Raw genomic sequence first — 25,271 nt, forward strand, 5'->3', positions numbered from 1 at the left:
CTCAATCTACCGTATAAACCGCCTCGTAATTCATCGCGCGGACGGAGTCGTTTTCAAAATCAGTGTTATATTTCTGACCGTTCGGCGCCGTTGCCGCAACGCCAGTAACAAAAGTTTTCTTCATGCCCAAAGTCAAATCAACCGCCATCGGGTCGGAATTACCATTAGGATTCTTAATTTTCGCCGCATCAAAAACCATACGGACGACACTGTTGCCGTTTGCCGCCGTATTGTTGCCCTCAATCCGCCGAGATTCGATACCCTGCGACACCACGCGGCTGCCGCAATAAATACGACCATACGCAAGCGGCATCGACTGCCCTTGAGCCGCCGTATTGCTCAGATTGGAAAACGAACTGTTCCGGCTGCTTTCAACGCCTTTTCCCTGTTCAAATTTCGGCGGTTTCGTCAGCATTTGCGCCACACCGCCCGCAACCATACCGACACCCGCAACAACAAGGCTCGCACCACCCGACCAACTCGTCAGCGCGCCGACAACAATCAGCGCCGCGCCTAAAACCGTCTGAATGATTCCGCCGTTTTTGCCCGCGCCTTGAACGCGCGGCACAATATGCAGCACACCCTCGGCAGGCTGACCGAATCCGCTTTTCAATTCGCCCTCAGACCAATCGCGCCGACCGAAACGCACCTGATAAAATCCCTGCCGCAGCTTTTGCCGCAAAGCAGGAATCTGAACAGTCAGTGCATGAACCGCTTCAGCAGGGCTGGCAACCTGCAAATCAAAACGGCGGCCGCATTCGCGCAAACCGCCGTACAAACACACCGTAATCATAAATCCACCGCATGAAGCAAATCGTTTTCAACCGCCTGCAACATTTCAGGCTCAAATTCAGGGAGCCGCCAAACGCTATCAATCCGCTCAGACCACCACTGATTGAACGGCTCTCGCCGGCTCAACTGATTATAAGCATGATGCAGGATTTGCCCATCGCCCAAATACAAAGCCGCGTGGTTCGCGTGACCGCCATAACTGGTCAAAATCACATCCCCACCGCGCAGGCCGTCTGAAACACGGACAAACCCAACACGCTCGAAATGCTTACGCAAATACTCATACTCAGCGTCATCATCAATATCGCCGCGCTTGTGATCGGGCAAATCAACACCCATCAACATAAACGCATCACGAATCAATGCCCCGCAATCAGCCTTTCCGTACTCAAACACACGGCCGCGCAAATGAGGGCAACAGCGGAACTGTTTCAGACGGCCTCCAACCGCCAAAATCCACGGCAAGCCCGTCTGAATCTGCATCTGACGGTCAGCACCAGACAAAAACGGTTCGCCGTTCGGATGAGAATGGACGACGGAAACGATATTTCCATACTCCTCAGCACGCACCCAATCTTCCAGTCCAATCTCAAACGTTTCTTCACACCCTCTCATGCGGGAGATATTCGACAACCTCAAAAAACGCCGACCAAAATCAGGCATATCAATAATCACACCGCAGATTTCAAATGGAGCATTCTCGTTTACCCAACTTAAAACAGCCTCCGTAATCCTTTCCGGAATCTCAATCACGACATCACCTTATCTGCACTTGGGAAGCCACCGAACGGCAAAACCGCCGTCGCACCAAACCGCGCCCGACAGCCCGTCAACGTCCCGCTGCAAGCATCCTTTTTAATATCATCCGTCGGCATATCCAAACGGTCGGCAACCGCCCGCCCCGCATAACCGCAGCCCTCGCCGCGATACTGCCAGATACAGGTATTCGCCATCATAATCCGCGACGGAATGACCGAGCCGTCCGATTCAGACGGCGCAGCAAGTTCAAAGACCGCCCGTTCCGCCGTCAGGCTCGTCATCTGCTCAATGACGTACTTCCCAATAATTTCCTGATTCGGGTCGGCGGTCGGATTGCCGTCTTTAAAGTTTGCCGCATCCAAAAACTTCGCATACGTCAAACGACGGACGACATCCACCCCGACAAATTGGTTATATTGGTCAGCCGCCCCGGTCACAAACCCGAGCAGGTTTGAAACCGTCAACGTCGGACGGTTGCCAGCACCCTGCGAAGTCATCTCAAACCCCTCAGCCGAAATAGGACAAGGCGTATATTCCTGCCCCTTCCAAACGACTGCCTGATTCAATTCGTTAAACTGATTGCAGAAACGGAAGACCTCCCCGCCCAAAGCGCGGAAATCAACTTCCCACATCTCAACCAACACATCCTGCTGCGTAGCCGACAACGCTTTGAGCATCGTTCCAGACATCGCCTTTATTCGCGCATTCATGCCATTACCTCTTCAAACTCAGCGGAAATCTCATACACCTTACCGCCCTTCGGAGTTTCCGTGTACTCGACAACCTTGACCAACAAACGCTCACGACCCGGCGGAGTCCAGTAAAACGGCTCCACACCGCCGCAGGAATCAAAAAAGCCCTTGATTTCCTCAATCAAAGGCTTCATTCCCACAATACGGATTTGCCAAGTCTGCATTTTCGGTTTCAGCGTCAATTTCTGCCGCTGCTCATACCCATTGCCGAACTTGACCGTTCGAACATTAAACGAGTGTTTCGCCGTACTTTCCGACGTGACCTGCCACTTAAAAACCTTAGCCATAAAACCTCTTAGACCGAATCAACGGCTGCCGTGATAACGACCGCCGACCCGAACCACATTATTGACAAACCAATTTTCAATCATCGCAGGCAATGCCGCGCCCAGTTGTTTCCCCATCTCAACATCGCCGTCAACCGACGAATCAGACGACCCGTCGCGGTTAATCGTAATATTGACCGTCATGCCCCCAGTACCGCCGCCCAAAGCAGCGACCTGCGGCGCAACGCCGACCACCCCGCCCGAAGCGTAGCGGTTTTTGTTGATAGCCTCCAACAAAGCACGATGCCGGCGCGTTGACGCCGCATTGATGACAAACTCGCCATTAGACAACATAGCAGGGATACTGTCGCTCGTCGCCGTACCAGCCCCCCAAACAGCACCGCCGTTGGAAAATTGCTGCACCATGCCGCCATCTTTGAAGCCGCCGCCACCCCAAGCACTCATCGCCGCCTTCATTGCGTTAAACAACGCCATCTTAATCAGCATCTTAGACAAATCTTGCAGAATAGAAACAGCCAAACTGCGAAAATCAGCCTTGCCGGTTGCCACGAAATCAGCCAACGCATCGGACATCTTACCGAGCGACCCCGACACGACATCCGCCATACCCTCACGCATCGACTGGAAGGAATCAGCATAATTCCTCATGCCGTCTGAAATACCGGCCAGCCAATCGTTACCGAAAGCCTCTTTGGTTTCCTTAGCCAAGCGTAATTGCTCTTGCAGACGGCCATCGTTGTCAAGCTTCGCAGTCTGCAAGCTCTTAATGACATCAGCACTAGCACCCGAAGCACTAGCCTCAGCAATCAGCTTGTCGTACTTCCGCGCAGCAGTCAGTCGCTCGACTTCCTTGCGCGTTTTGCCAAGCAACGACAGCTCAAACAGCTGATCGTCAAAATCACGCTGCCCTGCCGACTCAAGCTCACGCAGCGCATCCGCGTATTTCTTCGCCTCTTTCGTCAAATCTGCCTGATTGTCGGCTTTAACCGCCAAATCCATAGCCGCCTGACGCTCCGACGCCGACCATTTCTCAAAGGTCGGGTCAGACAGCAACCGAAGCTGCTCCGCATAAATCTTATTGACATTGGCGGCGGACAAAGAAAGCTCCGCGTTTACCGCAAGCTGCCGTTTATTGAAATCCTCCTGCCATTTCTGATAGTCGGTAAGTTCAGGCTTACTTTTAGAAGCGGAAGGGCGGTAAAACTCACGACGCGGATCATCAACAATTTCGCCACGCCCGCCGTTCAACCAGTTTTGCCGCGCCAACACCTCCGGCGCATACTTCCTGCCAATAGGACCGATACGCCCCTTATTTACATTACCTTCGCCGCTATGATAAGCAGTCAACGCTTTGACAATATTGTTGTCATACCGTTTCAGCAAATCCCGCAAATAACGAGCCGCGCCATCAGCAGAAGACGCAACACTACGAACATCAACACCGTACTGCTTCGCCGTACCAGGCATAAACTGCATCGTACCGCGCGCGCCGACTGACGAAATTGCATTCACATTGCCGCGCGACTCCTGCATCGACAATGCAGCCAGCAGGTTTTTAGGCAATCCGTAGCGTTTTTCAAGTCCGGCATAATCATATTTCGCAGCCTGCTCCAAGACAGTACGGTTTACGGTATATTTTTCCTTGTTTTGCTTGGATGCTCGCTGCGACCGCTTCGCGCCGCGAGCCGCCTCAGCCGCCAATTCCTCTTTGTGCTGCTGACGCAACCGAGCAAGCGCCTTTTCAGCATCAGCAATCTGTTGATTACTGCCATGCTTTTTAAGTGCATTAAGCTTTTCCTGCCATTGTCGCTCTTCACGCGCAAATTTCTCGGCCTTACTTTGGGTCTGATCTCTCAGACGGTCAAAATCAGCCGCAAACCGAACCGAATCAGCTTGCCCTTTCCGGATATTCGCCGCTTGCTTCTGAGCCTCATCGCGCATCTTGATTTGCTTTTCCAGCAAATCAATTTCACGCTTCGCCACATCAATCTGTGGCTGCGTATACGGACTTTCAGGAATTTGAAGCAAGAATTTTCGCTTTTCAGCCAACCGGCTTTCCAACGTGGCATCACGGCCAATCTCTTTCAGCCCCTCCCACGCTTCAGCAGCAGTATCTTTAATTGCCTTCCAGCCGCGCTCAATCGCTCCCAAATTCTCAAGCACACGCTCGGTCATTTGTTGCGATTCGTCAGAGTATTTACCCTGAACAAGCGCAACAGCTTCCTGCTGTCTGCCCTGCTCAATCAACGCACGCGCCTGCTCATACACATCCGCATTCAGCGTTTGGTAAACACGCGAAAACTTGACGACGGCCTTCAACGGATCGTCTGCGATTTCCTCATAAACACGCGCCAAATCCTCCACGCTCTTGCCAGTCGCTTTTGACTGCAAAACGACAGATTCAGCAAATCGGCCATAATTTTCGGAGGCTACCGCGCCCGACTGCACAAACAGCAAGATCGCCTCACGCGCATCTGACCAGCTACCCGTTGCCCGACCGACAGAATCGGCAACCGACAACAGCTTACCGGCCGCCGCGCCTGCGCTACCACCGGCAAGAATAACAGCCGCAGAAAACCGTTGGGATTCCTCCGAGCCGTCGTAATACGCCTTACCGACCGCTCCCAATCCGGCAACCAAGCCGCCAAGAGCCACCGTTGCAGGATTGATACTCGACGCCAATCCCTTAAACATATTACCGAAGCCGCCGAACGAATCACGAAGCTGACCGCCTTGCTGCAAGGCAACCATAAACGGATTCTGACCGCCGGCCAACTGCGTAATAATATCCGTGAACTGCGCCGGAACCATACGCATTGCGCTGTTGTATTGCCCAACAGTAATATTGTTCAGCTTAAGCTGATTCTCCTGTTGCTTCAGAGATTTCGTTACTTCACGGATTTTTGCCACATCCGCGCCGCGTTGCCGCGCCAAAGTCTCATAATAAGCCGCCGTACCACGCCCACCGGCCTCTCGTACCGCGATTTCGCGTTGCACAGAATTAATAATCGACTGAGTCGCACGCTCCTGCTTCTTGGTCAGCCGCTCGGCCTCTTTGCCAGCCTTATCATACCCTGCCGCTACCGCCGCCGCGCCTGCCGCCGATTCCTTACCGGCTTCCTTTGCCGCCTTGCCGATATTGCGCAGCGCGACCCCTGCCTTCTTCGCACCATACTCAATTTCGGTGACATCCAACCCGGCCTTAATCGTATTTTCAGCCATCTTTCTTTTCACCCATTATCGACAAAGCCTCGCGTTCCATCACGCGCAGAAAACCAAACAATTTTTTGCGGCGGCGTTTTTTGACACCCATCATATCCATAGCAACATCAACGGCGTTGTAATCCAACGCGTAGGCTCCCGCCATGCTGACTCGCCACTGACCTGATACCGCCAAAAACAACTGCACCGCATCCCAATTGTTCGGCCACACTTCCACCTCATCAGACAAGACATCGGAATCGTCGAACCCGAAAAGGCTTAACGCAGACACCGTCTTCTCATCGTCCGAAAACATCGCACGGACGGCGGCAATTAGTTTTTTTCGCGTGCGCCGTCATAAGACAAATAATAGGCATCGATAATCGCACCACCCGAGCGAGGATATTCATCCAAGAGGTAGGCAACATTCTCAGCATTCAGCTCATCATCGAAGCCCCAAGACTTGACGATGTCCAAAACAATTTCAGAATCGCTGACAGAACCGTCATTGAGTTTGTCGCCCAATTCCGCCAACGCAGGGCGGTTTTTCCACACAAACTCAAATTCGACAGCCAAAGGCTCGCCGGCAGGAACAGGGATTTTCACTTCAGTTTTAAACGTAGCGGCATGAGCCAATTTCAATTTAGACATTACTTTTTTCCTATAAAAAAAGCCGTCCGAAAACGGACGGCAAACACTCAACCCAAAGAGAAAGAAACCATAAAATCAAGAGTAGCGGTTGAACAAACCTGCCAACGAATACGTCATATTCGCCGTCATGATTTCGTTACGCACCACGGTCGGCATAGCGTTCATGCTCACATAGCCGTTGTAAACGACCACGGATTTATTCTTCAGCACAATGCGCATCGGAGTCAGCTTGCCGCTGTCGCTCGCCGCTTTCGCAGCCTTATAGCCGGGCAAGTTCGGGTCGTCGGCAATTTTGAAAGTCATCGAACTGGCAGACTGAGTTGTCGGAATCTTACGGTCGAAGTCTTCTTCCAAGAAGCCGTACTCGTAAAATTGCTGCTCACCGCCCTCAGACGACAGCTCCATAATCTGCGTAATTTGTTGCCAAGAGCTAACCTTTTGGCAAGAGCCTGCGCCCGAGCCGGCAGGATATTTATTCAAATCGCGCGTATCAATACCATCGAGCTTGAAACTGTTTGCATCAACGCTTGTCACACGGAACACGCGCTCATTCAAACCGCCCCAACCCGAAATAATGACGACATAGTCGCCATTCACCAAACCATGTGCGGCACAAGTAGCCACAGCCTCTTCCGCATTGGAAATTGCCGTGATTTTCTTCTCCGCTGCCAGCCCGGTTGCAATCTGCACAATCGAGCCATTCGCCAAAGTAACAGCCATAATAAAACCTCAAAAATACCAAATAAAAAAGGCCGTCTGAAACAGACGGCCGCCGTCAAACCGCAACCTAAGCGGTAATCACAAAATCTTGAACCATACCGCGCCGGTCATCATCCAAAACAACCGACTCAGCCGCCGACACAGCATAAGCCTCAAGCGAAGACAAGACCGACTTTTCAATCTCGATACTCTTCGCAACCGCACCCAGCCTGTCAACATCCCACACCGAAACAGAAAACCGCACCTGATAGCCGTCTTCCTCCAGCGGATCGATAAACAAATTACCGGCACCGCCAACGCGTTGCACAATCACCAACGGAAATTCAGCTTCTTCCGGCGCGAAGTCATGGTACACATCAACATCAGGCACAGCCTGATTAATGGCCCTAATCAGCAAGCTGTCCATTGACCACCTCCAAAACCGCATTCAGCATCGCCGCCTCCATCTTCGCCTCCTGAATCTGCAACGCAATCGATACAAACGGACGACCGGCAATAGACTTACCGTTTTTCCGGCGAACGCCGTTATGCACCATATAGCCGTAGGGGACAGCCTTCAGCGAACCGCCCTCATACCGTCCACGACTGCCCTCTCTATCACGCCAACCGACCTGATACACAGCACGACGGCCGTCAACCGATTCCGACTTATCGTAAAAAGCAAAAACCGAGCCTCTCAAATCGCCCGGCTCAAAAACATAACGCCTTTTGCTTCCATCCGCATTTCGGCTGCCCTTACTGTAAAAATAATGGCGTTTGTGACTGCGTGGAGCCTGAATCTTGACCTCATCACGCAACAATTCCACGCCCTTAAACGCCGCCCAGCGCAGTTTCTCGCCTACTGCTTCCGGCAAACTGTCAAACCGCGCAATCGCATCGGAAAAATCCGCATCAATTTCCACTTTCATCAGGCAGGCTCTCACACGTCAAATCCAAAAATTCACGCCGGCGCAAATCAGGAATGACCGCGCGAATCACATAAATTCCATTCTCAGTCTTGACGCGCATATCCGCAGAAATACCCGTTCGCCAGCGAATCCGCACAGAAGCGCGTACCGAAGCCGTCAAAACATCATTCCGCATCGTCTCCGAACCTGACACATGGCGCACATCAGCCCACAATTTAGCAAAAGGCCGCCAAACAGACACCGTCGCACCCGACTTGTCCTTTTCTTTCACCCGTTGGAGAATTTCCACACGGTGACGCAACTGCCCAGCATTCATACACACCTCAAACAAAAGGCCGTCTGAAATTCAGACGGCCTCTTCAAAAAACACAATCAAAACCCTTTGTCTTTACAATTTAGTTCCCATTTTTCAGCAAACCGCTGATTTTCCGCTTCTGACGCCAACTCGCTGTCAAACAACACCTCGAAATCACTCAACACAACAAACCGATGCGCGCCTGTAAAAGCACCAAAACTGTTTTTCGCATTGACAATTCCACACCGCCCGTCGATTTTCCGAAAATCCGCAGAATCAGGGTCTTTCAAATGCGCCCTGACAATACGCTCTGTCTGTCGCTCAAAATCGCGGCCGTCGTCTGAACAGGCGCACAACCCAACCAACAAAGCAGACCATACCAAAATCTTCATATCCGAATCTCAACATAAAAATAAATCGGATATTACCCCTTCCCACATCCGCTTAACAAGCCTTAAAACAAAACACCCTTCACCAGCCCTCTTCACGCCTACTCTTTAACTTCCACAGGATAAAACACCGAAATACCACGGTAAAAACGCTCGCTGACCAAACCCTCATCGCAAAGCACACCAATATCGTTTCGCGCAAAAATCCAACCGCTCCAACGCCATTTACCAAACACCTCATTGGCAACAGCCGTCGCCGTGCAACCCGGATTGTTTCGGATATAGGCCAAAACCGCTTTCTTATTTGAAGTTTCCATAATATGTAATGTGTAAAATCAAAAAACCGCCCGAAATCTGCCGTTCGGACGGTTTTTTATCTTGGCTCACACTCAAACACGGCAGCCGTAAGCCTTAGCTGCACTCGAAGAAGTCGGGAAACGCCGTATTAATCCCTAGTCAGAATAAAAAGCAGAAGAGCGTTTTTTGGCGGCACGGTTTACGCTTAACCGTCAGGGGAAATCTAAACACCCATCAACCTATATGGCTGGATCAAATGTCTAAACGCAGCAGGAACACCCGAATCCTGAGAAACAGACTCACGCTCGGCATACCATGAAGCAATCAGAATCAACATCGCCTGATTGACAGCAGCCGTATAGTGCATCCCTCTAGGGTCATCGGCAGGAATATCGACACCCGCCTCATACCAATTTCGCCCCGTGTACACCTTCAAAGTTTCAGCGGCGGCAAATCGGTATTGTTCCAGTAGCTCGTCCTCTTCATCGCCATCAACGCGGCATTGAAGCCGGATTTGCTCAATCGTTACCATTTTCAGACTGACCGTCTAATTCGTTTTGAACAACCTCTTCAGGCTGAACAACCTCTTCAGGCTGAACAACCTCTTCAGGCTGAACAACCTCTTCAGGCTGAACAACAGCTTCAGACGGATTCACATCATCCGCCTTATTCTTAGGCGCATTGCCCTTAGCCTTACGACCGGTTTTCTTCTCAGGTTCAGGATTATTGTCATCTTCCGAAGATTCCGCTTCAGCAATCAGACCAAGCTCAATCAAACGCGCCGCGTCAGCCTCCAACATCTCGCGCTTGTCGCCGGCCCAATACTGCTTATCGCCGTAATGCTGCTCCAAAACAACATAGCTTTTCATATCGACCTCCAAATAAAAAAGGCCGTCTGAAATTCAGACGACCTTGCCCAAAATTACACCTTAGCCGCCAAGGTGCCTTTAATAAAGGCTTCAGGACGGTAAACAGCCAAAGCCAAACGCTCGTAGCATCGGAATGTAACCAGATTTTTTTCAAAATCATCTTTATTTTCAAATGCCACCTCGACGCCAACTTCCTCGCGGTCAAACAATTGCGCGGCCATCTTAAACGCACCGGCGAGGAAAGTACCAGCCGCCAGCGCAGTCGTTTCCACAACCGGCAAACGCCACAGCATCGGCGTCGCGCCATTCTGCGGATTACCAATCAACATACGGCCGGTAGTATCTTTTTCCAGTTCAATCTTCGTCCAATCAATTGGATTCAACACGATACCCGTAGCTGGGTATTCAGCAAGCGCCGCTTGAAGCATGGCAAGTCGCAATTGGTCGATAATTGTATATTTCGCCAAACTCGCAGGGTCAGCAAAAGCCGACGCCTGCGGTAAAATACCATGCAGATTATTGCCGGAACCGTCACCATTGAGCAATTGACGGTCTTCCACGTCTTGCAAGCCGTAAACCAAACGTTTATTGACGAAAGATTCCAATTGCGGCGCATCGGCGAGAATGTTTTTACTCGCTTTCATCAAATGACCAATGGTTCGGACAGTTGTGTGGACTTCATCGAATTTCAAATCGGAATAATCGAATGCCGCGCCTTCGGCTTTCGATGCCGCCGCATTGGTGAAACCTGTTTCGCGCACATAAGACACCGCATTACTGGAAGTTTTACCTGGAGCCAACAAATCACGAATCGACAAACGACGCTCAGGCATTGCTCGAATACCACCGCGACGATCAGGCGAAACCAGCGCACCCGCGCTACCTGCCGCATCAGTCGTCAGGCTGGTGATTGTTGCCTTTATGTCTACACGGGCAGTATGTCTGGAGCTTGTAGCTTCCAACATCGATTTGATAGATTCATCAGAAGAGAGCACCGAACCAAGAGTCTTGACCTCATCCGGTGCGCCATCACCCTGACGGGCGTTTTTCTGTTCAAGCTCGGAAAGACGGGCAGACATCTCGTTCATCTTGATCAACGCTTCGTCTGCCTGCTCCTTAACGGACGCGAATTGAGTTTCGCCTTTTTCCATGCGGCCTTTGATTTCCTCACCCAACGCCTGAACGTCGTCTTTAGCTTTGGCAAATTCCGCCACCAATTCTTTCAAATTTTCACTCATTACTTGCTACCTTTCAAAATATTCAAAGCAGATTCAATTTCTTTTGCTTCAGTATCATCCGCATCGCGCAGAAGTTGACGCAAACCGTGCGAAGCAATGGCGACAGATTGCGATTTTGAAAACCCTGCATCACGCAGGAACTTTTCGAATTCAGGAAGCGTAGGAAGCCCGCCACCGGAAAGGGCCGATTTCACACTATCGACCGTAGCCTCCTCATTCGCGGGGAACGTGACGACCGAAACCTCCCACAAATCCAATTCAAGAAGGTTAGTGACCTTCTCGACATGGTCTTGCTCAATTAAAATTTCACGATAACCGATGGACATCCCGCCCAACACCTTTTCCTTCAGCAGCGCATAAGCCGCGCGCGCCTGCGGAATATCGTCAATCAACAGACGGCCTTCCACAAACAACCCCTTTTCGTCCTCCACCATCTTAGTGAAGACCCCAATCGGTTCACGGCGGTCGTGCTGCCACAACAACGGCGGCAGACGGCCCTTTTTCGCCCATTCCGCCAGCGACTTTTTAAACGCGCCTGGACGGACGACATCGCCAACGCTGTCTTCATTGTGAAAAACGCTGCCATATCCCGAGAACACCCCCGTCTCAGAAACCGACTTGATTTCAAGCGGGATTTGCAGATTCTTAATTTTCATTATTACTTCCTACCTTATCCAAAGTGGTCATATTGACCTGTACCGTCAGCACATCGCCGCCATCAACCGGCGGCAAATTCTCCAACCGTCTGACCTCGTTCCGGCTCATCACACCGTTTTGCAGCATTTGGTTATAAAACGCCGCCCGAGCAGCACTATCCGCACGAAGCAAACCCTCAACACTGAATTTCGGGCGGTAAAGCGACCGCTCGGCAGGCTTCAAGAGCTTCCGGGTAATCGTCTGCTCATACCGTACCAACATCGGATTGACCGCATACGTCAGAAACCCCATATTGATGGATTCCATGCTGCTTGCCCAACTGCTCGCCTTATTCGTATGCCCGATAAGCGGCGGCGGCGTACTGAATGCCCGACAAATCTCCTCAATACCAAAATATCGGGATTCCAACAGCTGCGCATCGGCAGGATTAATGCGTACCGAACTGCCCGCAACATCCATTCCCGCCTCCAATACCATCATCTTCCCGGCATTCTCAGGCTGACTAAACTCAAACAGCCCCGCCTTCAGGTCGGCGCGTTGCTTTTCAGTCAACACCCGCTCGCCGGTCTTCAAGAATCCGCCCGCCTTCAGCCCGTTTTTAAATTCACGCGCCGCCGACGAATTGGCATCCATCTGACCGCCCAAAGTATCCGCCGCATAACGTATAGGACTTAACCCGACCAAGCCGTCCAAAGAGAAACCCTTAAAATGCAGGATTTCCGCCTCGTCGTATTTGGTTGTCTTACCGCCTTTGCAATAACGATACTGCAATGCCCCATTTCCCAAGCGGGCAACCGTCATACTTTCCGAATCCATCGGTTCTAGCGCAATCACATTCCCAATCGAATTACGGAATATCCGCGCATATGCATTGCCCCACAAATCCTGAGATACCGTCATCGCCTGCCAAAACTCGACCGCGCTCATATCAGCATTCGGGAAATCGTGCAAAATGGCATACAACGGATGATCCGACGCAATATTGCCGTCCCCGTCCCGAAGATGTAGCGGCAGCGTAGAAATAGTTTCCGCCCGAAGACGGACACACGCCCACACAGCCGACAGCTTCAATGCCTTTTCCGCAGTAACCGCTGTCCCCGAAGGCGTAGAATCGCCCCTGAACGGAGCCGCGCTGCTGCCCTTATCCAAATGATGACGACCAGTCAGCCGCGACAACATCCGCGCCCAAAAACCAGCATCCTGTAAATCCGCCATAACCTTTCCAATCAAAAGGCCGTCTGAAAATCAGACGGCCTAAGCAATAATAATATCGTTTAAAAAATCATCGACACTACCTTTCGCCACAGGATTCAGCGACAAAAGCGACACCGCGTCAAACATCGCCATCAACGGGTCAATCTTCGCCGAGCCGCTCGCCTGCTTGGTAATCAAAATACCATTGGCGCGAGGCTCGACGCGGGCATTACCAACCACCCAATTCATCATCGCACTGCCGCTATGGATAAAACAGCCCTCCGCCAGCTTGCGCTCCGCCGTCTTAATCGCCGCGCCCAACTTCCAGCCCTGCGACACACCGACGACCGCATCTTCCGGAACGCCATATTCCAACATCGCATCCAAAATCGCACCGACCCCGTGTGGGTCAAGCCCACATTTATCCAGCAAACCGCTCTGATAAACACGAGCCACCAAACCCGCCACCTCATCGCTGTCATCTCCGATGCGGTGAACAATCGTCAAATCCCCCTGCTTGGCAAAATCCAAAAGCACTGGCGCGATTTCCTTGCGCCGCTCCAATACCGACGGATGCGCCCAAGCATGAAACCACGCCGCCCACATTCGCGGATTGTCTTTCAGACGGCCAACGACAGAAATCCCCAGCAAGTCATCCAACCCACCGCCGTCCACACCAATATCGATGACTTCACAGTGTTCCAGCATCCAATCCAAGTCGATTTCGGGACGATTTCCATTTTCCTCCCAAAATTCTGCACCCGCCCATCGGTCATTTCTCAAATTCATGCCGACTTCGACATTCAGATGCTTGGCGTAAAACTCCATCAACGCTTCGCCGCCCTTGCTTTTAGCTTTGGCAAGCATCCCCGTTAATGTCTGCGTATCGACGGAAGCGCCCAAATTAGGATTGGTAATGTAGAAATTCTCGGGGTTTTCGTAAGCCTTACTTTCCAACATCGCCTTCGGGAACTCATACAGCACAGGCATATATTGCGGGTTGATGATTTTCCCGTCCCGAACATCACGCGCCAAATCCAATTCAGCCTTAAACACACCCGCCGGCGGCTCGGTTGACTGCGTAGAAAGCTTAATCACAAACCCATCGATACGGGATAACAGACCGCCTGTCGCCTCGGCAATCATCGATTCCGCGCCAGCAACCTTACCGAACAAGTGAAGCTCGTCGATCAGGACGCCGGTTGCCTTCTTACCGCCGACAGTCTTATCGTCAGCCGCCACCACCTTCAACGTTGCGCCAGTTACCGTGTTCGTAATGGTTCGGGTGTGCTGTTGGACGTGGTATGTTGCCGACAGATACGGGTCAAGCGTAATCATGTCCCGACACGGAATAAAGCTGTTGTCTGCCACCTCCTTAGTCGGCGCGAGAATCAAATATTCCGAACTTTCGCGCTCATCCAGTTCGATAGCTGTCATCATCATCGCAGCGGCTATTGTTGACTTCGTGTTCTTTTTCGCAATCAACAAGAAAAAATCGTTGATATCCCGCCGATACGTCGTCGGGTTTTGCGCGCCAAACATCGCACCGGCAAAGTCATACACCCAATCACGGGTCACTTCCCCGATGGTCGGCTGACCCAACACATCACGAAGCCGCAACCGCTCCATAAACGCAACGGCGCGATTCGCCATCTCAGGATAAAGCGGCTTGACCGGAACAATACTTTCACCGGCAATAATGCGACGTTCCCAATCGGGAAGGGCAGTCGTCCATTTCGGGTGGGATACGCTTAATTCCATCGTTTACCCCCACCAACCGGCACATGACCATGCCCTTGAATTTCATCCATCGGGAAAAAATCCCCCACCGCATTCCCTTGACGTCGTCGCTCTCTCAAAGATAACGCCTGTTCGCGGGCGGCATCCTTTTTATTAACCGACGCAGGCTTGGCTTTCGTGTATTTTGCCTTTTCCGACGCCGCCGCGTGTTTATCCTTTGGTGTTGCCCACGGGTCCATCATGACACCTTCCCAATATTCCACAGGGTCAATCGATACCCGCAATTTGTCGCAAACAGCCTTAACAATGGCGCAAAATTCAGAATCTTCCGTATCCATAGAAGCAATCCACGCAGATACGCCGTCAGCAGTAAAAACAGCCGCATTCCCACGCCCCATCTTCGCAATAGAAGCCGCAATTTCAGATACAGACTCACAGTCCGCATCACTTTCCAGCCACTCGGCAACCGCGCGCGAACAAAAAAGCGGCAGTTCGTTTTGCTGTCGAACTACCGCCTGATTCCCTTCTTCCTTTGCCTCCGGCTGGAAATCATCGCCGAAATAATCAGGCCAAAACGACCGGATATAATCCTTTACCCTAGGGTCAGCCATACAACGCGACCCAGTAGCCGATGCGCTGCCCTCGCTACACCCAATAACCAAAGCCGCATCCCTATTACTGATTTTGACAGGTTTCGCCGAAACAATAGCTTCAGCAAACCTCAGCTTTTGCCCCTTCAACCTAGCCATAATCAAATCCTAAAAGTATCACCGCAAACAGCCTGAAACCCAAGCCATTAAACAATTCTTAAACAATTTGCCTTTAACAAAAACACCAAAAAACCAATAAAATATACGCATGGGAGGGCGGGGGGTTTCCGCTGCTAATCCCTATGAACTTTTGATACCCCCTACCCTACCAGCGACGATTTCGCCGGCGATTTTCTGAAACAGATTTTTCTAAGTGGCAGTCTTTGCAAAGCGTTTGCAAGTTTTCCACTTCATCCGCGCCACCATCAGCGAGCGGAACAATATGGTCACACTCAGCATCACTTGGCAGCACCACCCGACCACACTGCCGGCACTGATACTGGTCACGCAGTAGCACGGACTCACGCAGAGCCTGCCAGCCACGACCGCGCATACGCTTTTCAGCCGTCCTAATCGGTTGCTTCACGGCGATTCTGTTTTGCTCAACAGGTCGGAGCCGTGAAGCAACTTGTTTTAATCGACCCATAAAATTCTTTCCAAACGCAAAAGGCCGTCTGAAAAATCAGACGGCCTTGCCACGCTTTTTTTGACTGAAAATAAAAAAGCCGCGTTTCCTGCTCACACAGTAAAACACAGCTTGACATAATTTAAACAGATTTCCCCCAAAGGGTCAATAGGCTTTTAACAACTTTTTAACAGATAAATCCGCCACCAAGTTAAGCCTAGCATTTGAAAGCCGCCGCTCATAAGCCTTTCGCGTAATTCCCAATGCCTTCGCTTTTGCTTCTTGAGTACCTATTCGCCGGTATTCAACCATAATTACCTGTCGGCGATTAGGATTAAGACGGCAGATTGCTTGGTCAACCAAACTCCCTATTCCATCTCCGTCAACGCCATAAGGCAACAATGCCCGGAAATCATCACGCGGCGGAAGCTCGCCCGCCGCCATCAAACGATTAAAACGGCTGCAACCGAAGCCCAAGCCGTTATCCTCTCTCTTGGCAGACCAATCAGCCCACCATTCCAACAATGTTTCAAGTTCAAATTTCATTTTCAGTCAGTCTTTGTTTCACGCTGACCATCCCTAGCCGCCGTCGGAATCCGCAGGGCTTTATTTTTGAAGGGATATTATATCAAAATTTGAATAGAAAAATTCAAAATGAAATTATTTTTTACGATGAAAACCTGCAAGCCAATAACAATATGGGCTTGTGCCATAAATTTTAAAAACCTGTGCCATTGTGCCATGCACTGTGCCATATTTTAAATCGCTGAAAGCCTTATGGGATATGGCTCTGTGCCATAGTTCCATAAAATTTTTAAAAAATCTCGCATAAGAAAAAAAAATTATCCAGCCATAAAAAAATATGACACGTTGTATATATACCGTGTCATATTTTGAAAACCTATAAATTTTTTTCTCGCGTAAAGCAAAAATCGCTGAAATTTATGGAACTATGGCACAGAGCCATATCCCATAAGGCTTTCAGCGATTTAAAATATGGCACAGTGCATGGCACAATGGCACAGAGGATGGCACAGACGCTGTCCCATAAAACCACAAAACGCGAACGGCAAACTTGCCGACCGCGTCTTGATACTGATATTACATACAACCTCTAAAATAGTCAAACAACTTCTGCGCCGCGATACTTCCAACCTGCCGATCTAAACTCTATAACTTCATTTCCGATGGATTCCGACTCAGACAATCCGTCTTTAGGCTTCCAATTTGGTATCTTGAAAATCCAGTTTTGGTGCGAAGTTTCGCCGTCTTTTGTTGACGACCGCCACCGACGTTTTGCACGCGGCATCTTCTCGGAAATATGTTGTAAGAACTTGGTTTTCCCCATTTCTCGCTCACCGTTTTGCCGGCACCATTCCTTGTACACCAACCACAAATCATCAGTAATACAACAACAAAACGGCAGATCCTTAATACCACCACTCGACCACTCATAATAAAACGTTTGCCATGCATAACGGCCATACGAAATAACATTCCGCTTTGCCGATGTCATCGGAGGTTGCGTGTTTGGGTCAAATCGTACAGGCTCTGCTAATTTTATTATCTCATATCCTTTTTCATTTTCAGCCTCCTGTTGTCCATACGTCATGTAGAAATTCCAACACAAAAGGAAGCTATAAAATATTCTAACGCCATCATTGCCGACACAATCTAAAACTTCATCGCGCAATTTTTCATCCAACTTATTCTCAGGCCAAACGACAAAGTAACGGCGGTCGTTTTCTTCAATTTTAAATGGCTGAGATTCATTGCTCAAAAATACGCAATTCATATAGTTCGCCTCTTCATAGGCATCTTGGAATTTTCGTTCAATCCGCATCGTTTTGCCGGTGATCATGTGCTTTTGGCTGCCTGTTTTATTGTATTTTTGTTGATTAGTATAGACCTCTTCAAAAATACCAAACATCTTGCCTGAGCGGTTTGCCGTATAGTTACTTTCTAAGTCCTCTTGGCCGTATGTCGCGCCGTATTCGCCGTACATCGGTTTGACGATTTCCTCGAAGAAAAACGATTTACCCGCGCCATGAATATGACCATGCATAACAACAGCAGTAGTCAGCTTTGAACCTAAATTCTGCAAAGGATATGCCAGCCAATTCAGCAAGTATTCGACCTGTTGCAAATCTCCATTACATAAATAATTTATAAGATTCAAAATCGGCTTGATTTCCGGAAATAGTCGATACAATTCCTGATTGGTTTTAGGCATATCCTCTTTGGGAATCGGGAATTTTGGTTCAAGCGGCATTCCTCGAAAAATATTAATATAGTCGTCAGACAACTTTCTTCCAGGCTCGAAAACCAACCTATCAAACCGCTTAACAAGACGATTCTGGCTACTGATCCATGTTTTAAAACCATCCGGAGTCATTGCCAACCGAGCCGCTTTTTCCGGAATGACACACCATAATGTGTTATCCCAAATTGAGGCCGAACCATCCAAGTAGATGTATCTTTCCATCATTTCTTTGGCTTCTTCATCCTTGACCGCCTGAATCAACGCATAGTCTTTTTTCAGCCGATTGATTTCGTACATAGTCAACACGGGCGCACGACCCCACTCATACCACGCATCGACAACATCTTTGCCGAAATGGACAGTCATGGCTTTTCGGGTATATGTAACCCCTGTTTTTCTGTTCACACCGTGGTCTTTGCCCTCAACCAGTCCGAAATCAGACTTCAGTTTTTGCAATTTTGACAAAAATTCTTCATCCATACCCCCCGCACCCCCTTGACTGCCTGTTGCTTCAAGAGATTCAGGTAACGTCTCGGATTCAGGCCCCATATCCTGAATGGGTGCGGGAAAGTTTTCAGACGGCCTTTCCGCCTCCGGCACATACTCAACCAACCAATCCGCCGCGCCCATTTTACTCAAAACTTCGGACGGATTGACGATGCGACCGCCGTCGGCAATGGCATCCGCAATATCGAAACCATGAGGCCATCTCCCCGGAGCAGGAATATTGACCAACCAAACGCGGCAATTCTGCTTTGTCAGTACCTCAGCAATACCCAACATCGCCTTCATTCCGCCCTGCTCATTGCGCGGCAGAAACGGTTTAGATTCAGGGTCAACGCCGGCATCACGCTCTTTTTTTGTCAGCTTTTGGCGTAGCGAATCGCAATCCGGCCACAAGACAACATCACGATCAACGACCGCCGACCAATCCGACTTATCCCAGTTATTGCAGCCGCCATGCCATGTCAGGACGGCATAGTTATAACCCTGAGCATCAGCCGCATTCTTGCATTTCTCGCCCTCGACAACCAAAACCGGTAATGATGGGTCAGCCGCCAAAGAATCAAGGCCGTACAATGGGCGCGGATTATCCCAACAACGCCAACGCCACATCTTCTCGCCTGTTTTCTTATGCTCACAAAACGTATAAGGCAGATCGATTTTTCCGCCGTCTGATTTTTTAAATCGGGCAACGCCCCCCAAAACCGCGCCGGAGCTATCGCGGAAAACAGATTTAAAAATAAGGTCGTCTGATTTTCTAAATCCATTCCTAAAGCTCATAGATTTCAGAGCATATTCAGGCACAGGAATGATGGGCCTCCACAAATCTCGCTCTTCCTCCTTTACTGGAGCAGGAGGCGGCAAAGGTTTCGGAGCCTTATCTACCAAATCCCCATGCGCCAAACCAAGCAAGGAGGCAACTTTATCTCTAGCCTCGTTAAAACTGTATCCGCACACATCCATCAGCAAATCAAACGGACTGCCGCCATCCGGCTTGCACTGGTTACAAATCCAAACACCACTACCGCGACTGGAGCCGCTGCCATCGGTAAACCTGAATCGGTCAGTACCGCCACATGACGGACATGGATGATGATTTTTGTCCAAAATCTCAGAAGGAATCCCGCAAGCCTCCAAAACCTCACGCCACCGGCCATGAGCGGCGGCATTAATTTCGGCTTTTGTTGCATATTTTTTATTCATTTTCAGTCATCCTTTACGTTTTTTAGGCGTAAAAAAGGCCTGCCCACCACCTCTAGTGGGCAGGCTAAATTACCAATCGCGTGTTAATCGGTAACGGGAGTAATCGTCTCAGGTGCCGTATTCAAAAGGGCCTCAAGCCTCTGATACACCTCATAATCACACCGCTGAACCTTGCCTGTTGACGCTCGATGCACCCATGATTGAGATTTCCCAACCAGCTCTGCCAAGCGAGCCTGATTCAGACGGTGCTTATACAAAACCTTTTGCACCAATTCCTGCAATTTCATAATTCAAATTTCCTGCTTTGTTATTCGTTTGTGAATATTCTAATTCAAATTTTGAAGATGTCAAGGAATTATTCAAATTTTTTCGTAAATAATTTATGCAAAAATGAATTTTCTAAAGATAATCCGCACTAATAAAAAAATGGAGGTCTTATGAAATACCTATCTGACAACTACGCATACCTGCTTCGCACCCACGGACTCAATTCCCGTCAATTATCAGATCGTCTAGGTGGCAAGCCATCCCAACCAACGCTGAGCCGTCTCGAGAAAACACCCGGCAAGAACCCGCGCCTTGAAAATATCCAAATCATTGCTGATTTTTTTGAAGTCCCAATCGAAGACTTGATGAATAAGCCGCTTTGGATGGATTCCGCGCAAACTCAAGAAATTACACAAAAAATACAAGAGCCAAAAACATCTTATACAAGTACAAGCACCGGCAAGATCCACAAGAAAACTATTCCCCTACTCGAGATTGAACAGGCAGTTAAATACATCAGCCAACGAAGTCAAGTTGATATAAAAAACGGCGAAAGAGTGGCAACGACCATGCCTCATTCAGACCTCGCCTTTGCCGTGCGGATGTTTGATAACAGCATGAAAGCAGAGGAAAACACTGAAGAATCAATAAGCAAAGGCGAAATACTTATTGTCGAACCAAAAATTCCGCCGCGCCACGAAGACATTGTTGTCGTCAATTTGAATCCCGAAAAACAAATCGGGATGGTTGCAAAACTTGAAATCGACCCTTTCGGCAAACGCCGACTGCGCAGAACCGGCATCAATGTTGCCGGTGAGAATCTAATAGACTTGCCGGAAGGAGCTTTTATTTGTGGCGTTGTCATTGAGATTAAACGCCGAACCATCAGTTTTAGCGAAGTGGAAAAACGAATAAAAAATGAATACAACCCAATGGAATCAACACAGAAATAGCACAACACATTGATTTAAAAAAGTTAAACTAAAGACCGCAACATCATGCGGTCTTTTTTTTGTATTTTTTATTCAAAAAATTTACATTATATTCAAACATTTGAATAAAAATGCCTCAAATTATTCAAATATTGCTTGAATAAATTTATTCATTTGCGCATAATACACCCATCAAAACAAACAACCCACGAAAGGGCAACAGATGGAAACCAAAAAATCAATCAGACAACACTTGTCTCAAATGCTCCGGAAACTGAAACCGGCAACTCCAAGAAAACAAGTCATGGTAGCAACGGGATTTTTTATCGAAGAAACCGAGGAAGCGTGCAAAACAGAACTTGAACGCATCAAAAAACACATCAAAACCGCTTTCGACAATCAAGTTGCCCACCTCATTAAAGACTTCAATATGTCAAAAGAAGAGGCAGAGAAAATCGCACTTGAACACGCTCAATTCCGAATTGACAGCCTGAATAGCTCATACAACTTATAAACAAAAGGCCGCCTGAATATTCAGACGGCCACACAAAGGGTAAACAATGAAAATTCGTTATATCTTAATTGCCATATTAATAGCAACAGCAGGCTACATGACAGGCAAAGCGACAGCCAAAGAAACAATTACCGTCAACATCGAATGCCCACAGGAAGGCTGCGGTTTTATCGATTTTGATAAAAATCCCGAACTAATCGGAGGCGGTCTCGTTCTCGAACCAACAGACCCGAAATAACCATGCCGACAATAATAATCTTAGCCCTACTAATCATTCAGATTACCGTCGAACGAATCACAGGCATCAGATTCCCAAAATGGATAGACGGCACACCACGGAAATAAAACATGGCAACCAACAAACGCCCACGAAAAAAATACTGCAAAAAACGTCTGTACTTAATTGATACCGCCCGGCAATCACACGTTAACCCAATACAGCTCGTAGCACACGCAACAAGCAACAGGCCATTATCGGAAGAAACAGTTAATGCCGTTTTGACCGGATACACAAATTTCCTTGATCTAGTCAAATCCGGAAAAGCAACAGGTCAAAATTTCTTCCAGATGTGTGAATGTCATTATTTATATGTCGCCCTATTGGAAGTAATGAAACGCGCCAAAGTCAATTTTGACAATGCCGACGACCATATGCAATTCAAACTGCGACTGTCTATCCTACTCGACATCGCAATCGATAGCACAACAGACGTCCTCGAAGGGATAGCTACACGCGAAAAGAAAACCAACAAATTTATTTTGACTGGAAACGAGATCAAACACATTGAGCAGTCAATATCAGATTTCAAATGGCTCCTCGAAATTGCAAGCTGGCAGCATTACATTGCCGCCCTGAAAGAATCAGAGCCAATCCTGAACCAAGAAGCACACCGTCAACGCAAAAGAAAAAGACTGGAGGCCATGCAATGAAATATTTAGCACTTTTATTAATTTTTTTTTCAGCAGGATTAATCGCCTGCTCAATCATCTACTACATAAAAATGCAAACAACCAAAAACAATGACGACTGGCACGGCGGACACTGGCCGCACTAGCAAGGAGAAAGACATGAGCCGCCAATACCCAAACATTGCCGTTAAACGAAGCCCAAAAAACACATGGATTATTGTCGAATACGTCGGAACTTTTTACGACAAAAAACACTGGTCAATAAACGGCCATTTTAAGCGGAAAGCGAAAACCATCGCAGAATATAAAACATTCGAGGAAGCGGCAGAGAAAGCCGAATACATCCGAACCAACAAAAGCAAAGGAAATTAAAAATGGCAAACAGTGTACCAGTTCAAATCGCAGTACAGGAAGCGGAGGCCGTCTGAAAATGCGCTACGGCAGCCTGTGCAGCGGCATTGAAGCCGCATCCGTGGCGTGGGAACCGTTGGGCTGGCAGCCCGCATGGTTTGCCGAAATAGAGCCGTTCCCCTGCGCCGTTTTAAACCACCACTGGCCGCACGTCCCCAACTACGGCGACATGACGCGACTAGTCGGCAAAATACTCAGCGGGACGGTCGAAGCCCCCGATATTTTGGTCGGCGGCACCCCCTGCCAAGCCTTTTCCGTTGCCGGGTTGCGCGGCAGCTTGGACGACGAACGCGGCAATTTAACCCTTGTCTTAATCAGGATTTTAGATGCAATTGACTTTATTCGCGCCCGAAACGGGCAGCCGCCATGCATCCTTGTCTGGGAAAACGTGCCGGGCGTACTCAGCACCAAAGACAACGCCTTCGGATGTTTTTTGGGCAGACTGGCCGGAGAAGATATGCCGCTCGTCCCGGCAGGGAAGAGATGGACGAACGCAGGTTATGTGCTTGGACACAAACGCCGCATCGCGTGGCGTATCCTTGACGCGCAATATTTCGGAGTGGCCCAACGCCGCCGTCGCGTGTTCGTTGTCGCAAGTGCTGGAAGCGAAGACCCCGCAGAAATACTTTTTGAGCGTCAGGGCGAAGCAGGGGATTTTGAAGCGGGCGCGGAAACGCGGGAAGACCTTGCCACCTTTATTGAAGGCAGCTTTGGAACATACCGAAAATCTGATATTGGAGGCACAGTAAAAAGGAGGGGCGGTGCTTTATCTGGAGGGAGTGAAACACTTATTGTCAATATTGGGGCGACATTAAGTACAGGATTCGGCGGCCGCGGCGTTGATTCAGACCAAATCCGCAACGGCAATTGCGTTATCAATTTTCCCAAAGTACGCAAACTAACCCCCATCGAATGCGAAAGGCTCCAAGGATTCCCTGATAATTACACCCGAATTGCCTGGAGAAACAAACCATCTGAACAATGCCCGGACATGCCACGATACAGGGCAATAGGCAACAGCATGGCAGTTCCAGTTATTCGGTGGATTGGAGAAAGGATATGCCGAATATGAAACACAATTGCCGCAATCCTGATCGCCGCATGTTGAACACGCGCCAAGCCGTAAAAAAAGCAGAAACTCAGACAAATCAGAATCAACCAAGGACAGAAAAATGTCAAAAATGCCAACAGAAACTAGGCTGATGCTAATCCACGGAAACACTCACATTCCACTCGAAACAGTGGCAAAAGAATATTTAAACCTCAGCCCCGAAGTAGCACGCCGGAAAGCAAATGCGCAAAGCTTGCCATGGCCGGTAATATCAGCAGATGGAAACAAAAAAAGCCCAAAGTTTGTAAGCGTATCAGCCCTGGCTGAGTGGCTAGACCAAATCGAAAGTAAGGCAAAGGACGAATGGGCAAGAGTACGAAATTAAAAATCAAGCAGAGCAACAAAATGCCGTCTGAAGAACTTTCAGACGACATTTTTTTACACGGCAGGAGTCCCCCGCCTTTAAGCAGGAGAGGATGTCAAGGATGCCGGTTTTTTTAAATTACCCCTTGAAAGAATGGGCACATAACCTTAATATACGAATACCGACAAACAAAGTTACAACTATTAAGGAAATACGATGAAATACAAAAATGAGGGTTTTAATGGCTGGTAAGGTGCGGAAACAAATAAAACAAGGAGGTTGGTTGTCAGTAATTGCCCTAACCTCCTTGTTTGTATCTGTATTCACTTTATTTTACATATTCAGGCACAGTGTACAGTTTAACCTATGGGGGACGGCCGAATGGCTGATGTTCTGGCAACTGGCCGTTGTTTCAGTAACCGCCGTCATTGCACTGGGGACAATATTCATCAATAAGAAAACTTCAAAGCAAAAGGCGACATTAGATGTTATTTTGAATGATTACCAAGATGCACAACTTGTAGAAGCCGACAATCATATTTCTCCTTATATTCGCGGTACGGCAGTTGACAACAACAACGTGCGGATCGACCTGTATGAAATTTATCAAAATAAGGGCGGACAATGGGAAAAAGAGAGAGGGCATTTACTTACCGTAATCAATCGGCACGAGTTTTATGCGTGCGCAATCAACTCGGGAGTATTGGATGAGGATTTGTTTAAACGGCTGCATTACACCAACTTCATAAAATTGTGGAATGCAGTTTCGCCTCTTGTTATGAAAATACGCGAAGAAGAACGCAAAGACACAATATTTAGAGAGTTGGAAATTTTGGTTGCATTATGGAAAGCAAACCCCCTAAAGGCATCTGATTTGTGAATAAACCGT

The 25,271-nt window shown here is 48.9% G+C and carries 32 protein-coding genes; 8 read left to right on the forward strand and 24 right to left on the reverse strand.

Going from position 1 to position 25,271, the window contains the following annotated elements:
* Position 1: 1 nt before the first annotated feature.
* The 24 genes from ACTHSW_RS08250 to ACTHSW_RS08365 all read right to left on the reverse strand — a co-directional run bounded on the left by ACTHSW_RS08250 (position 2) and on the right by ACTHSW_RS08365 (position 20,221).
* Positions 2–793, reverse strand: a complete 792-nt coding sequence (locus ACTHSW_RS08250) for a tail assembly protein (RefSeq protein WP_440373846.1) — start codon at positions 791–793, stop codon at positions 2–4.
* A complete protein-coding gene (locus tag ACTHSW_RS08255; RefSeq protein WP_440373847.1) occupies positions 790–1,545 on the reverse strand; it encodes a C40 family peptidase in 756 nt (251 codons plus the stop codon). Before ACTHSW_RS08255 ends, ACTHSW_RS08250 begins: the two co-directional genes overlap by 4 nt.
* Positions 1,542–2,261 carry a phage minor tail protein L gene (locus ACTHSW_RS08260; protein WP_440373848.1) on the reverse strand — a complete coding sequence of 240 codons (720 nt, stop codon included), beginning with the start codon at positions 2,259–2,261 and terminating at the stop codon, positions 1,542–1,544. Before ACTHSW_RS08260 ends, ACTHSW_RS08255 begins: the two co-directional genes overlap by 4 nt.
* Positions 2,258–2,590 (reverse strand): phage tail protein, encoded by a 333-nt coding sequence (locus tag ACTHSW_RS08265; RefSeq protein ID WP_440373849.1) that lies wholly within the window; start codon positions 2,588–2,590, stop codon positions 2,258–2,260. Before ACTHSW_RS08265 ends, ACTHSW_RS08260 begins: the two co-directional genes overlap by 4 nt.
* Positions 2,591–2,608: 18 nt before the next feature.
* Positions 2,609–5,812 carry a phage tail length tape measure family protein gene (locus tag ACTHSW_RS08270; RefSeq protein WP_440373850.1) on the reverse strand — a complete coding sequence of 1,068 codons (3,204 nt, stop codon included), beginning with the start codon at positions 5,810–5,812 and terminating at the stop codon, positions 2,609–2,611.
* Entirely contained in the window at positions 5,805–6,107 is a 303-nt protein-coding gene (locus tag ACTHSW_RS08275; protein ID WP_440373851.1) for a DUF1799 domain-containing protein, read from the reverse strand. Before ACTHSW_RS08275 ends, ACTHSW_RS08270 begins: the two co-directional genes overlap by 8 nt.
* A 17-nt stretch (positions 6,108–6,124) precedes the next feature.
* On the reverse strand, positions 6,125–6,442 hold the full coding sequence (locus ACTHSW_RS08280; RefSeq protein ID WP_440373852.1) for a phage tail assembly chaperone: 318 nt from the start codon (positions 6,440–6,442) through the stop codon (positions 6,125–6,127).
* 75 nt (positions 6,443–6,517) lie between these two features.
* Entirely contained in the window at positions 6,518–7,162 is a 645-nt protein-coding gene (locus tag ACTHSW_RS08285) for a phage tail protein (RefSeq protein ID WP_250578880.1), read from the reverse strand.
* Between the two features lie 67 nt (positions 7,163–7,229).
* Entirely contained in the window at positions 7,230–7,568 is a 339-nt protein-coding gene (locus ACTHSW_RS08290) for a hypothetical protein (protein WP_314459148.1), read from the reverse strand.
* Positions 7,549–8,070: a hypothetical protein gene (locus ACTHSW_RS08295; protein WP_440373853.1), complete on the reverse strand. Its 522-nt coding sequence runs from the start codon at positions 8,068–8,070 to the stop codon at positions 7,549–7,551. The genes ACTHSW_RS08290 and ACTHSW_RS08295 overlap by 20 nt, the downstream gene beginning before the upstream one ends.
* Complete coding sequence (locus ACTHSW_RS08300; RefSeq protein ID WP_440373854.1) at positions 8,054–8,386, reverse strand: phage head closure protein; 333 nt, start codon at positions 8,384–8,386, stop codon at positions 8,054–8,056. The genes ACTHSW_RS08295 and ACTHSW_RS08300 overlap by 17 nt, the downstream gene beginning before the upstream one ends.
* Before the next feature lie 56 nt (positions 8,387–8,442).
* Positions 8,443–8,757, reverse strand: a complete 315-nt coding sequence (locus ACTHSW_RS08305) for a hypothetical protein (RefSeq protein WP_250578831.1) — start codon at positions 8,755–8,757, stop codon at positions 8,443–8,445.
* Positions 8,758–8,855: 98 nt separating this feature from the next.
* Positions 8,856–9,071: a hypothetical protein gene (locus tag ACTHSW_RS08310; protein ID WP_440373855.1), complete on the reverse strand. Its 216-nt coding sequence runs from the start codon at positions 9,069–9,071 to the stop codon at positions 8,856–8,858.
* A 203-nt stretch (positions 9,072–9,274) separates the two neighbouring features.
* Positions 9,275–9,583 (reverse strand): head-tail connector protein, encoded by a 309-nt coding sequence (locus tag ACTHSW_RS08315; RefSeq protein ID WP_440373856.1) that lies wholly within the window; start codon positions 9,581–9,583, stop codon positions 9,275–9,277.
* Positions 9,570–9,920: a hypothetical protein gene (locus tag ACTHSW_RS08320; protein WP_440373857.1), complete on the reverse strand. Its 351-nt coding sequence runs from the start codon at positions 9,918–9,920 to the stop codon at positions 9,570–9,572. Before ACTHSW_RS08320 ends, ACTHSW_RS08315 begins: the two co-directional genes overlap by 14 nt.
* A 53-nt stretch (positions 9,921–9,973) precedes the next feature.
* Complete coding sequence (locus ACTHSW_RS08325; protein WP_440373858.1) at positions 9,974–11,158, reverse strand: phage major capsid protein; 1,185 nt, start codon at positions 11,156–11,158, stop codon at positions 9,974–9,976.
* Entirely contained in the window at positions 11,158–11,814 is a 657-nt protein-coding gene (locus ACTHSW_RS08330; protein WP_440373859.1) for an HK97 family phage prohead protease, read from the reverse strand. The genes ACTHSW_RS08325 and ACTHSW_RS08330 overlap by 1 nt, the downstream gene beginning before the upstream one ends.
* Complete coding sequence (locus ACTHSW_RS08335) at positions 11,804–13,030, reverse strand: phage portal protein (RefSeq protein ID WP_440373860.1); 1,227 nt, start codon at positions 13,028–13,030, stop codon at positions 11,804–11,806. The genes ACTHSW_RS08330 and ACTHSW_RS08335 overlap by 11 nt, the downstream gene beginning before the upstream one ends.
* Before the next feature lie 39 nt (positions 13,031–13,069).
* Positions 13,070–14,770: a terminase large subunit gene (locus tag ACTHSW_RS08340; RefSeq protein ID WP_440373861.1), complete on the reverse strand. Its 1,701-nt coding sequence runs from the start codon at positions 14,768–14,770 to the stop codon at positions 13,070–13,072.
* Positions 14,761–15,498 (reverse strand): hypothetical protein, encoded by a 738-nt coding sequence (locus ACTHSW_RS08345; protein ID WP_440373862.1) that lies wholly within the window; start codon positions 15,496–15,498, stop codon positions 14,761–14,763. The genes ACTHSW_RS08340 and ACTHSW_RS08345 overlap by 10 nt, the downstream gene beginning before the upstream one ends.
* Positions 15,499–15,664: 166 nt before the next feature.
* Positions 15,665–15,985 carry an HNH endonuclease gene (locus tag ACTHSW_RS08350; RefSeq protein WP_440373863.1) on the reverse strand — a complete coding sequence of 107 codons (321 nt, stop codon included), beginning with the start codon at positions 15,983–15,985 and terminating at the stop codon, positions 15,665–15,667.
* Positions 15,986–16,129: 144 nt separating this feature from the next.
* Positions 16,130–16,510 carry a hypothetical protein gene (locus ACTHSW_RS08355; protein WP_070649566.1) on the reverse strand — a complete coding sequence of 127 codons (381 nt, stop codon included), beginning with the start codon at positions 16,508–16,510 and terminating at the stop codon, positions 16,130–16,132.
* Between the two features lie 577 nt (positions 16,511–17,087).
* The gene (locus tag ACTHSW_RS08360; protein ID WP_440373864.1) at positions 17,088–19,934 is read right to left on the reverse strand and encodes a DUF5906 domain-containing protein; all 2,847 of its coding nucleotides are present in this window, start codon (positions 19,932–19,934) and stop codon (positions 17,088–17,090) included.
* 83 nt (positions 19,935–20,017) lie between these two features.
* Entirely contained in the window at positions 20,018–20,221 is a 204-nt protein-coding gene (locus ACTHSW_RS08365; protein WP_108699989.1) for a helix-turn-helix domain-containing protein, read from the reverse strand.
* Between the two features lie 150 nt (positions 20,222–20,371).
* Between ACTHSW_RS08365 and ACTHSW_RS08370 the strand changes: the two genes are divergently transcribed.
* From ACTHSW_RS08370 to ACTHSW_RS08405, 8 genes are all read left to right on the forward strand, one after another.
* Positions 20,372–21,154: a helix-turn-helix domain-containing protein gene (locus ACTHSW_RS08370; protein WP_440373865.1), complete on the forward strand. Its 783-nt coding sequence runs from the start codon at positions 20,372–20,374 to the stop codon at positions 21,152–21,154.
* 202 nt (positions 21,155–21,356) lie between these two features.
* Positions 21,357–21,647, forward strand: a complete 291-nt coding sequence (locus ACTHSW_RS08375) for a hypothetical protein (RefSeq protein ID WP_440373866.1) — start codon at positions 21,357–21,359, stop codon at positions 21,645–21,647.
* Between the two features lie 46 nt (positions 21,648–21,693).
* Positions 21,694–21,885: a hypothetical protein gene (locus ACTHSW_RS08380; RefSeq protein WP_070649557.1), complete on the forward strand. Its 192-nt coding sequence runs from the start codon at positions 21,694–21,696 to the stop codon at positions 21,883–21,885.
* Between the two features lie 110 nt (positions 21,886–21,995).
* Positions 21,996–22,577, forward strand: a complete 582-nt coding sequence (locus ACTHSW_RS08385; protein WP_440373867.1) for a hypothetical protein — start codon at positions 21,996–21,998, stop codon at positions 22,575–22,577.
* Positions 22,578–22,715: 138 nt separating this feature from the next.
* The gene (locus ACTHSW_RS08390; RefSeq protein ID WP_440373868.1) at positions 22,716–22,928 is read left to right on the forward strand and encodes a hypothetical protein; all 213 of its coding nucleotides are present in this window, start codon (positions 22,716–22,718) and stop codon (positions 22,926–22,928) included.
* A gap of 58 nt (positions 22,929–22,986) precedes the next feature.
* Positions 22,987–24,039, forward strand: a complete 1,053-nt coding sequence (locus ACTHSW_RS08395) for a DNA cytosine methyltransferase (RefSeq protein ID WP_440373869.1) — start codon at positions 22,987–22,989, stop codon at positions 24,037–24,039.
* A gap of 100 nt (positions 24,040–24,139) precedes the next feature.
* Positions 24,140–24,403, forward strand: coding sequence for a pyocin activator PrtN family protein (locus ACTHSW_RS08400; RefSeq protein ID WP_070649546.1), 264 nt, complete (start codon positions 24,140–24,142; stop codon positions 24,401–24,403).
* Positions 24,404–24,623: 220 nt separating this feature from the next.
* Entirely contained in the window at positions 24,624–25,262 is a 639-nt protein-coding gene (locus ACTHSW_RS08405) for a DUF4760 domain-containing protein (protein ID WP_440373870.1), read from the forward strand.
* Positions 25,263–25,271 lie beyond the last annotated feature (9 nt).

Origin of the sequence: Neisseria sp. P0008.S004 (assembly GCF_051962755.1) — a bacterium.
Classification (GTDB): domain Bacteria; phylum Pseudomonadota; class Gammaproteobacteria; order Burkholderiales; family Neisseriaceae; genus Neisseria; species Neisseria subflava_A.

Excerpts from the sequence above, each read along its gene's own strand:
- ACTHSW_RS08250 (WP_440373846.1), bottom strand. The coding sequence starts at position 793 with ATGATTACGGTGTGTTTGTACGGCGGTTTGCGCGAATGCGGCCGCCGT.
- ACTHSW_RS08260 (WP_440373848.1), bottom strand. The coding sequence starts at position 2,261 with ATGAATGCGCGAATAAAGGCGATGTCTGGAACGATGCTCAAAGCGTTG.
- ACTHSW_RS08265 (WP_440373849.1), bottom strand. The coding sequence starts at position 2,590 with ATGGCTAAGGTTTTTAAGTGGCAGGTCACGTCGGAAAGTACGGCGAAA.
- ACTHSW_RS08270 (WP_440373850.1), bottom strand. The coding sequence starts at position 5,812 with ATGGCTGAAAATACGATTAAGGCCGGGTTGGATGTCACCGAAATTGAG.
- ACTHSW_RS08275 (WP_440373851.1), bottom strand. The coding sequence starts at position 6,107 with ATGTTTTCGGACGATGAGAAGACGGTGTCTGCGTTAAGCCTTTTCGGG.
- ACTHSW_RS08280 (WP_440373852.1), bottom strand. The coding sequence starts at position 6,442 with ATGTCTAAATTGAAATTGGCTCATGCCGCTACGTTTAAAACTGAAGTG.
- ACTHSW_RS08285 (WP_250578880.1), bottom strand. The coding sequence starts at position 7,162 with ATGGCTGTTACTTTGGCGAATGGCTCGATTGTGCAGATTGCAACCGGG.
- ACTHSW_RS08290 (WP_314459148.1), bottom strand. The coding sequence starts at position 7,568 with ATGGACAGCTTGCTGATTAGGGCCATTAATCAGGCTGTGCCTGATGTT.
- ACTHSW_RS08295 (WP_440373853.1), bottom strand. The coding sequence starts at position 8,070 with ATGAAAGTGGAAATTGATGCGGATTTTTCCGATGCGATTGCGCGGTTT.
- ACTHSW_RS08300 (WP_440373854.1), bottom strand. The coding sequence starts at position 8,386 with ATGAATGCTGGGCAGTTGCGTCACCGTGTGGAAATTCTCCAACGGGTG.
- ACTHSW_RS08305 (WP_250578831.1), bottom strand. The coding sequence starts at position 8,757 with ATGAAGATTTTGGTATGGTCTGCTTTGTTGGTTGGGTTGTGCGCCTGT.
- ACTHSW_RS08310 (WP_440373855.1), bottom strand. The coding sequence starts at position 9,071 with ATGGAAACTTCAAATAAGAAAGCGGTTTTGGCCTATATCCGAAACAAT.
- ACTHSW_RS08315 (WP_440373856.1), bottom strand. The coding sequence starts at position 9,583 with ATGGTAACGATTGAGCAAATCCGGCTTCAATGCCGCGTTGATGGCGAT.
- ACTHSW_RS08320 (WP_440373857.1), bottom strand. The coding sequence starts at position 9,920 with ATGAAAAGCTATGTTGTTTTGGAGCAGCATTACGGCGATAAGCAGTAT.
- ACTHSW_RS08325 (WP_440373858.1), bottom strand. The coding sequence starts at position 11,158 with ATGAGTGAAAATTTGAAAGAATTGGTGGCGGAATTTGCCAAAGCTAAA.
- ACTHSW_RS08330 (WP_440373859.1), bottom strand. The coding sequence starts at position 11,814 with ATGAAAATTAAGAATCTGCAAATCCCGCTTGAAATCAAGTCGGTTTCT.
- ACTHSW_RS08335 (WP_440373860.1), bottom strand. The coding sequence starts at position 13,030 with ATGGCGGATTTACAGGATGCTGGTTTTTGGGCGCGGATGTTGTCGCGG.
- ACTHSW_RS08340 (WP_440373861.1), bottom strand. The coding sequence starts at position 14,770 with ATGGAATTAAGCGTATCCCACCCGAAATGGACGACTGCCCTTCCCGAT.
- ACTHSW_RS08345 (WP_440373862.1), bottom strand. The coding sequence starts at position 15,498 with ATGGCTAGGTTGAAGGGGCAAAAGCTGAGGTTTGCTGAAGCTATTGTT.
- ACTHSW_RS08350 (WP_440373863.1), bottom strand. The coding sequence starts at position 15,985 with ATGGGTCGATTAAAACAAGTTGCTTCACGGCTCCGACCTGTTGAGCAA.
- ACTHSW_RS08355 (WP_070649566.1), bottom strand. The coding sequence starts at position 16,510 with ATGAAATTTGAACTTGAAACATTGTTGGAATGGTGGGCTGATTGGTCT.
- ACTHSW_RS08360 (WP_440373864.1), bottom strand. The coding sequence starts at position 19,934 with ATGAATAAAAAATATGCAACAAAAGCCGAAATTAATGCCGCCGCTCAT.
- ACTHSW_RS08365 (WP_108699989.1), bottom strand. The coding sequence starts at position 20,221 with ATGAAATTGCAGGAATTGGTGCAAAAGGTTTTGTATAAGCACCGTCTG.
- ACTHSW_RS08370 (WP_440373865.1), top strand. The coding sequence starts at position 20,372 with ATGAAATACCTATCTGACAACTACGCATACCTGCTTCGCACCCACGGA.
- ACTHSW_RS08375 (WP_440373866.1), top strand. The coding sequence starts at position 21,357 with ATGGAAACCAAAAAATCAATCAGACAACACTTGTCTCAAATGCTCCGG.
- ACTHSW_RS08380 (WP_070649557.1), top strand. The coding sequence starts at position 21,694 with ATGAAAATTCGTTATATCTTAATTGCCATATTAATAGCAACAGCAGGC.
- ACTHSW_RS08385 (WP_440373867.1), top strand. The coding sequence starts at position 21,996 with ATGGCAACCAACAAACGCCCACGAAAAAAATACTGCAAAAAACGTCTG.
- ACTHSW_RS08390 (WP_440373868.1), top strand. The coding sequence starts at position 22,716 with ATGAGCCGCCAATACCCAAACATTGCCGTTAAACGAAGCCCAAAAAAC.
- ACTHSW_RS08395 (WP_440373869.1), top strand. The coding sequence starts at position 22,987 with ATGCGCTACGGCAGCCTGTGCAGCGGCATTGAAGCCGCATCCGTGGCG.
- ACTHSW_RS08400 (WP_070649546.1), top strand. The coding sequence starts at position 24,140 with ATGTCAAAAATGCCAACAGAAACTAGGCTGATGCTAATCCACGGAAAC.
- ACTHSW_RS08405 (WP_440373870.1), top strand. The coding sequence starts at position 24,624 with ATGGCTGGTAAGGTGCGGAAACAAATAAAACAAGGAGGTTGGTTGTCA.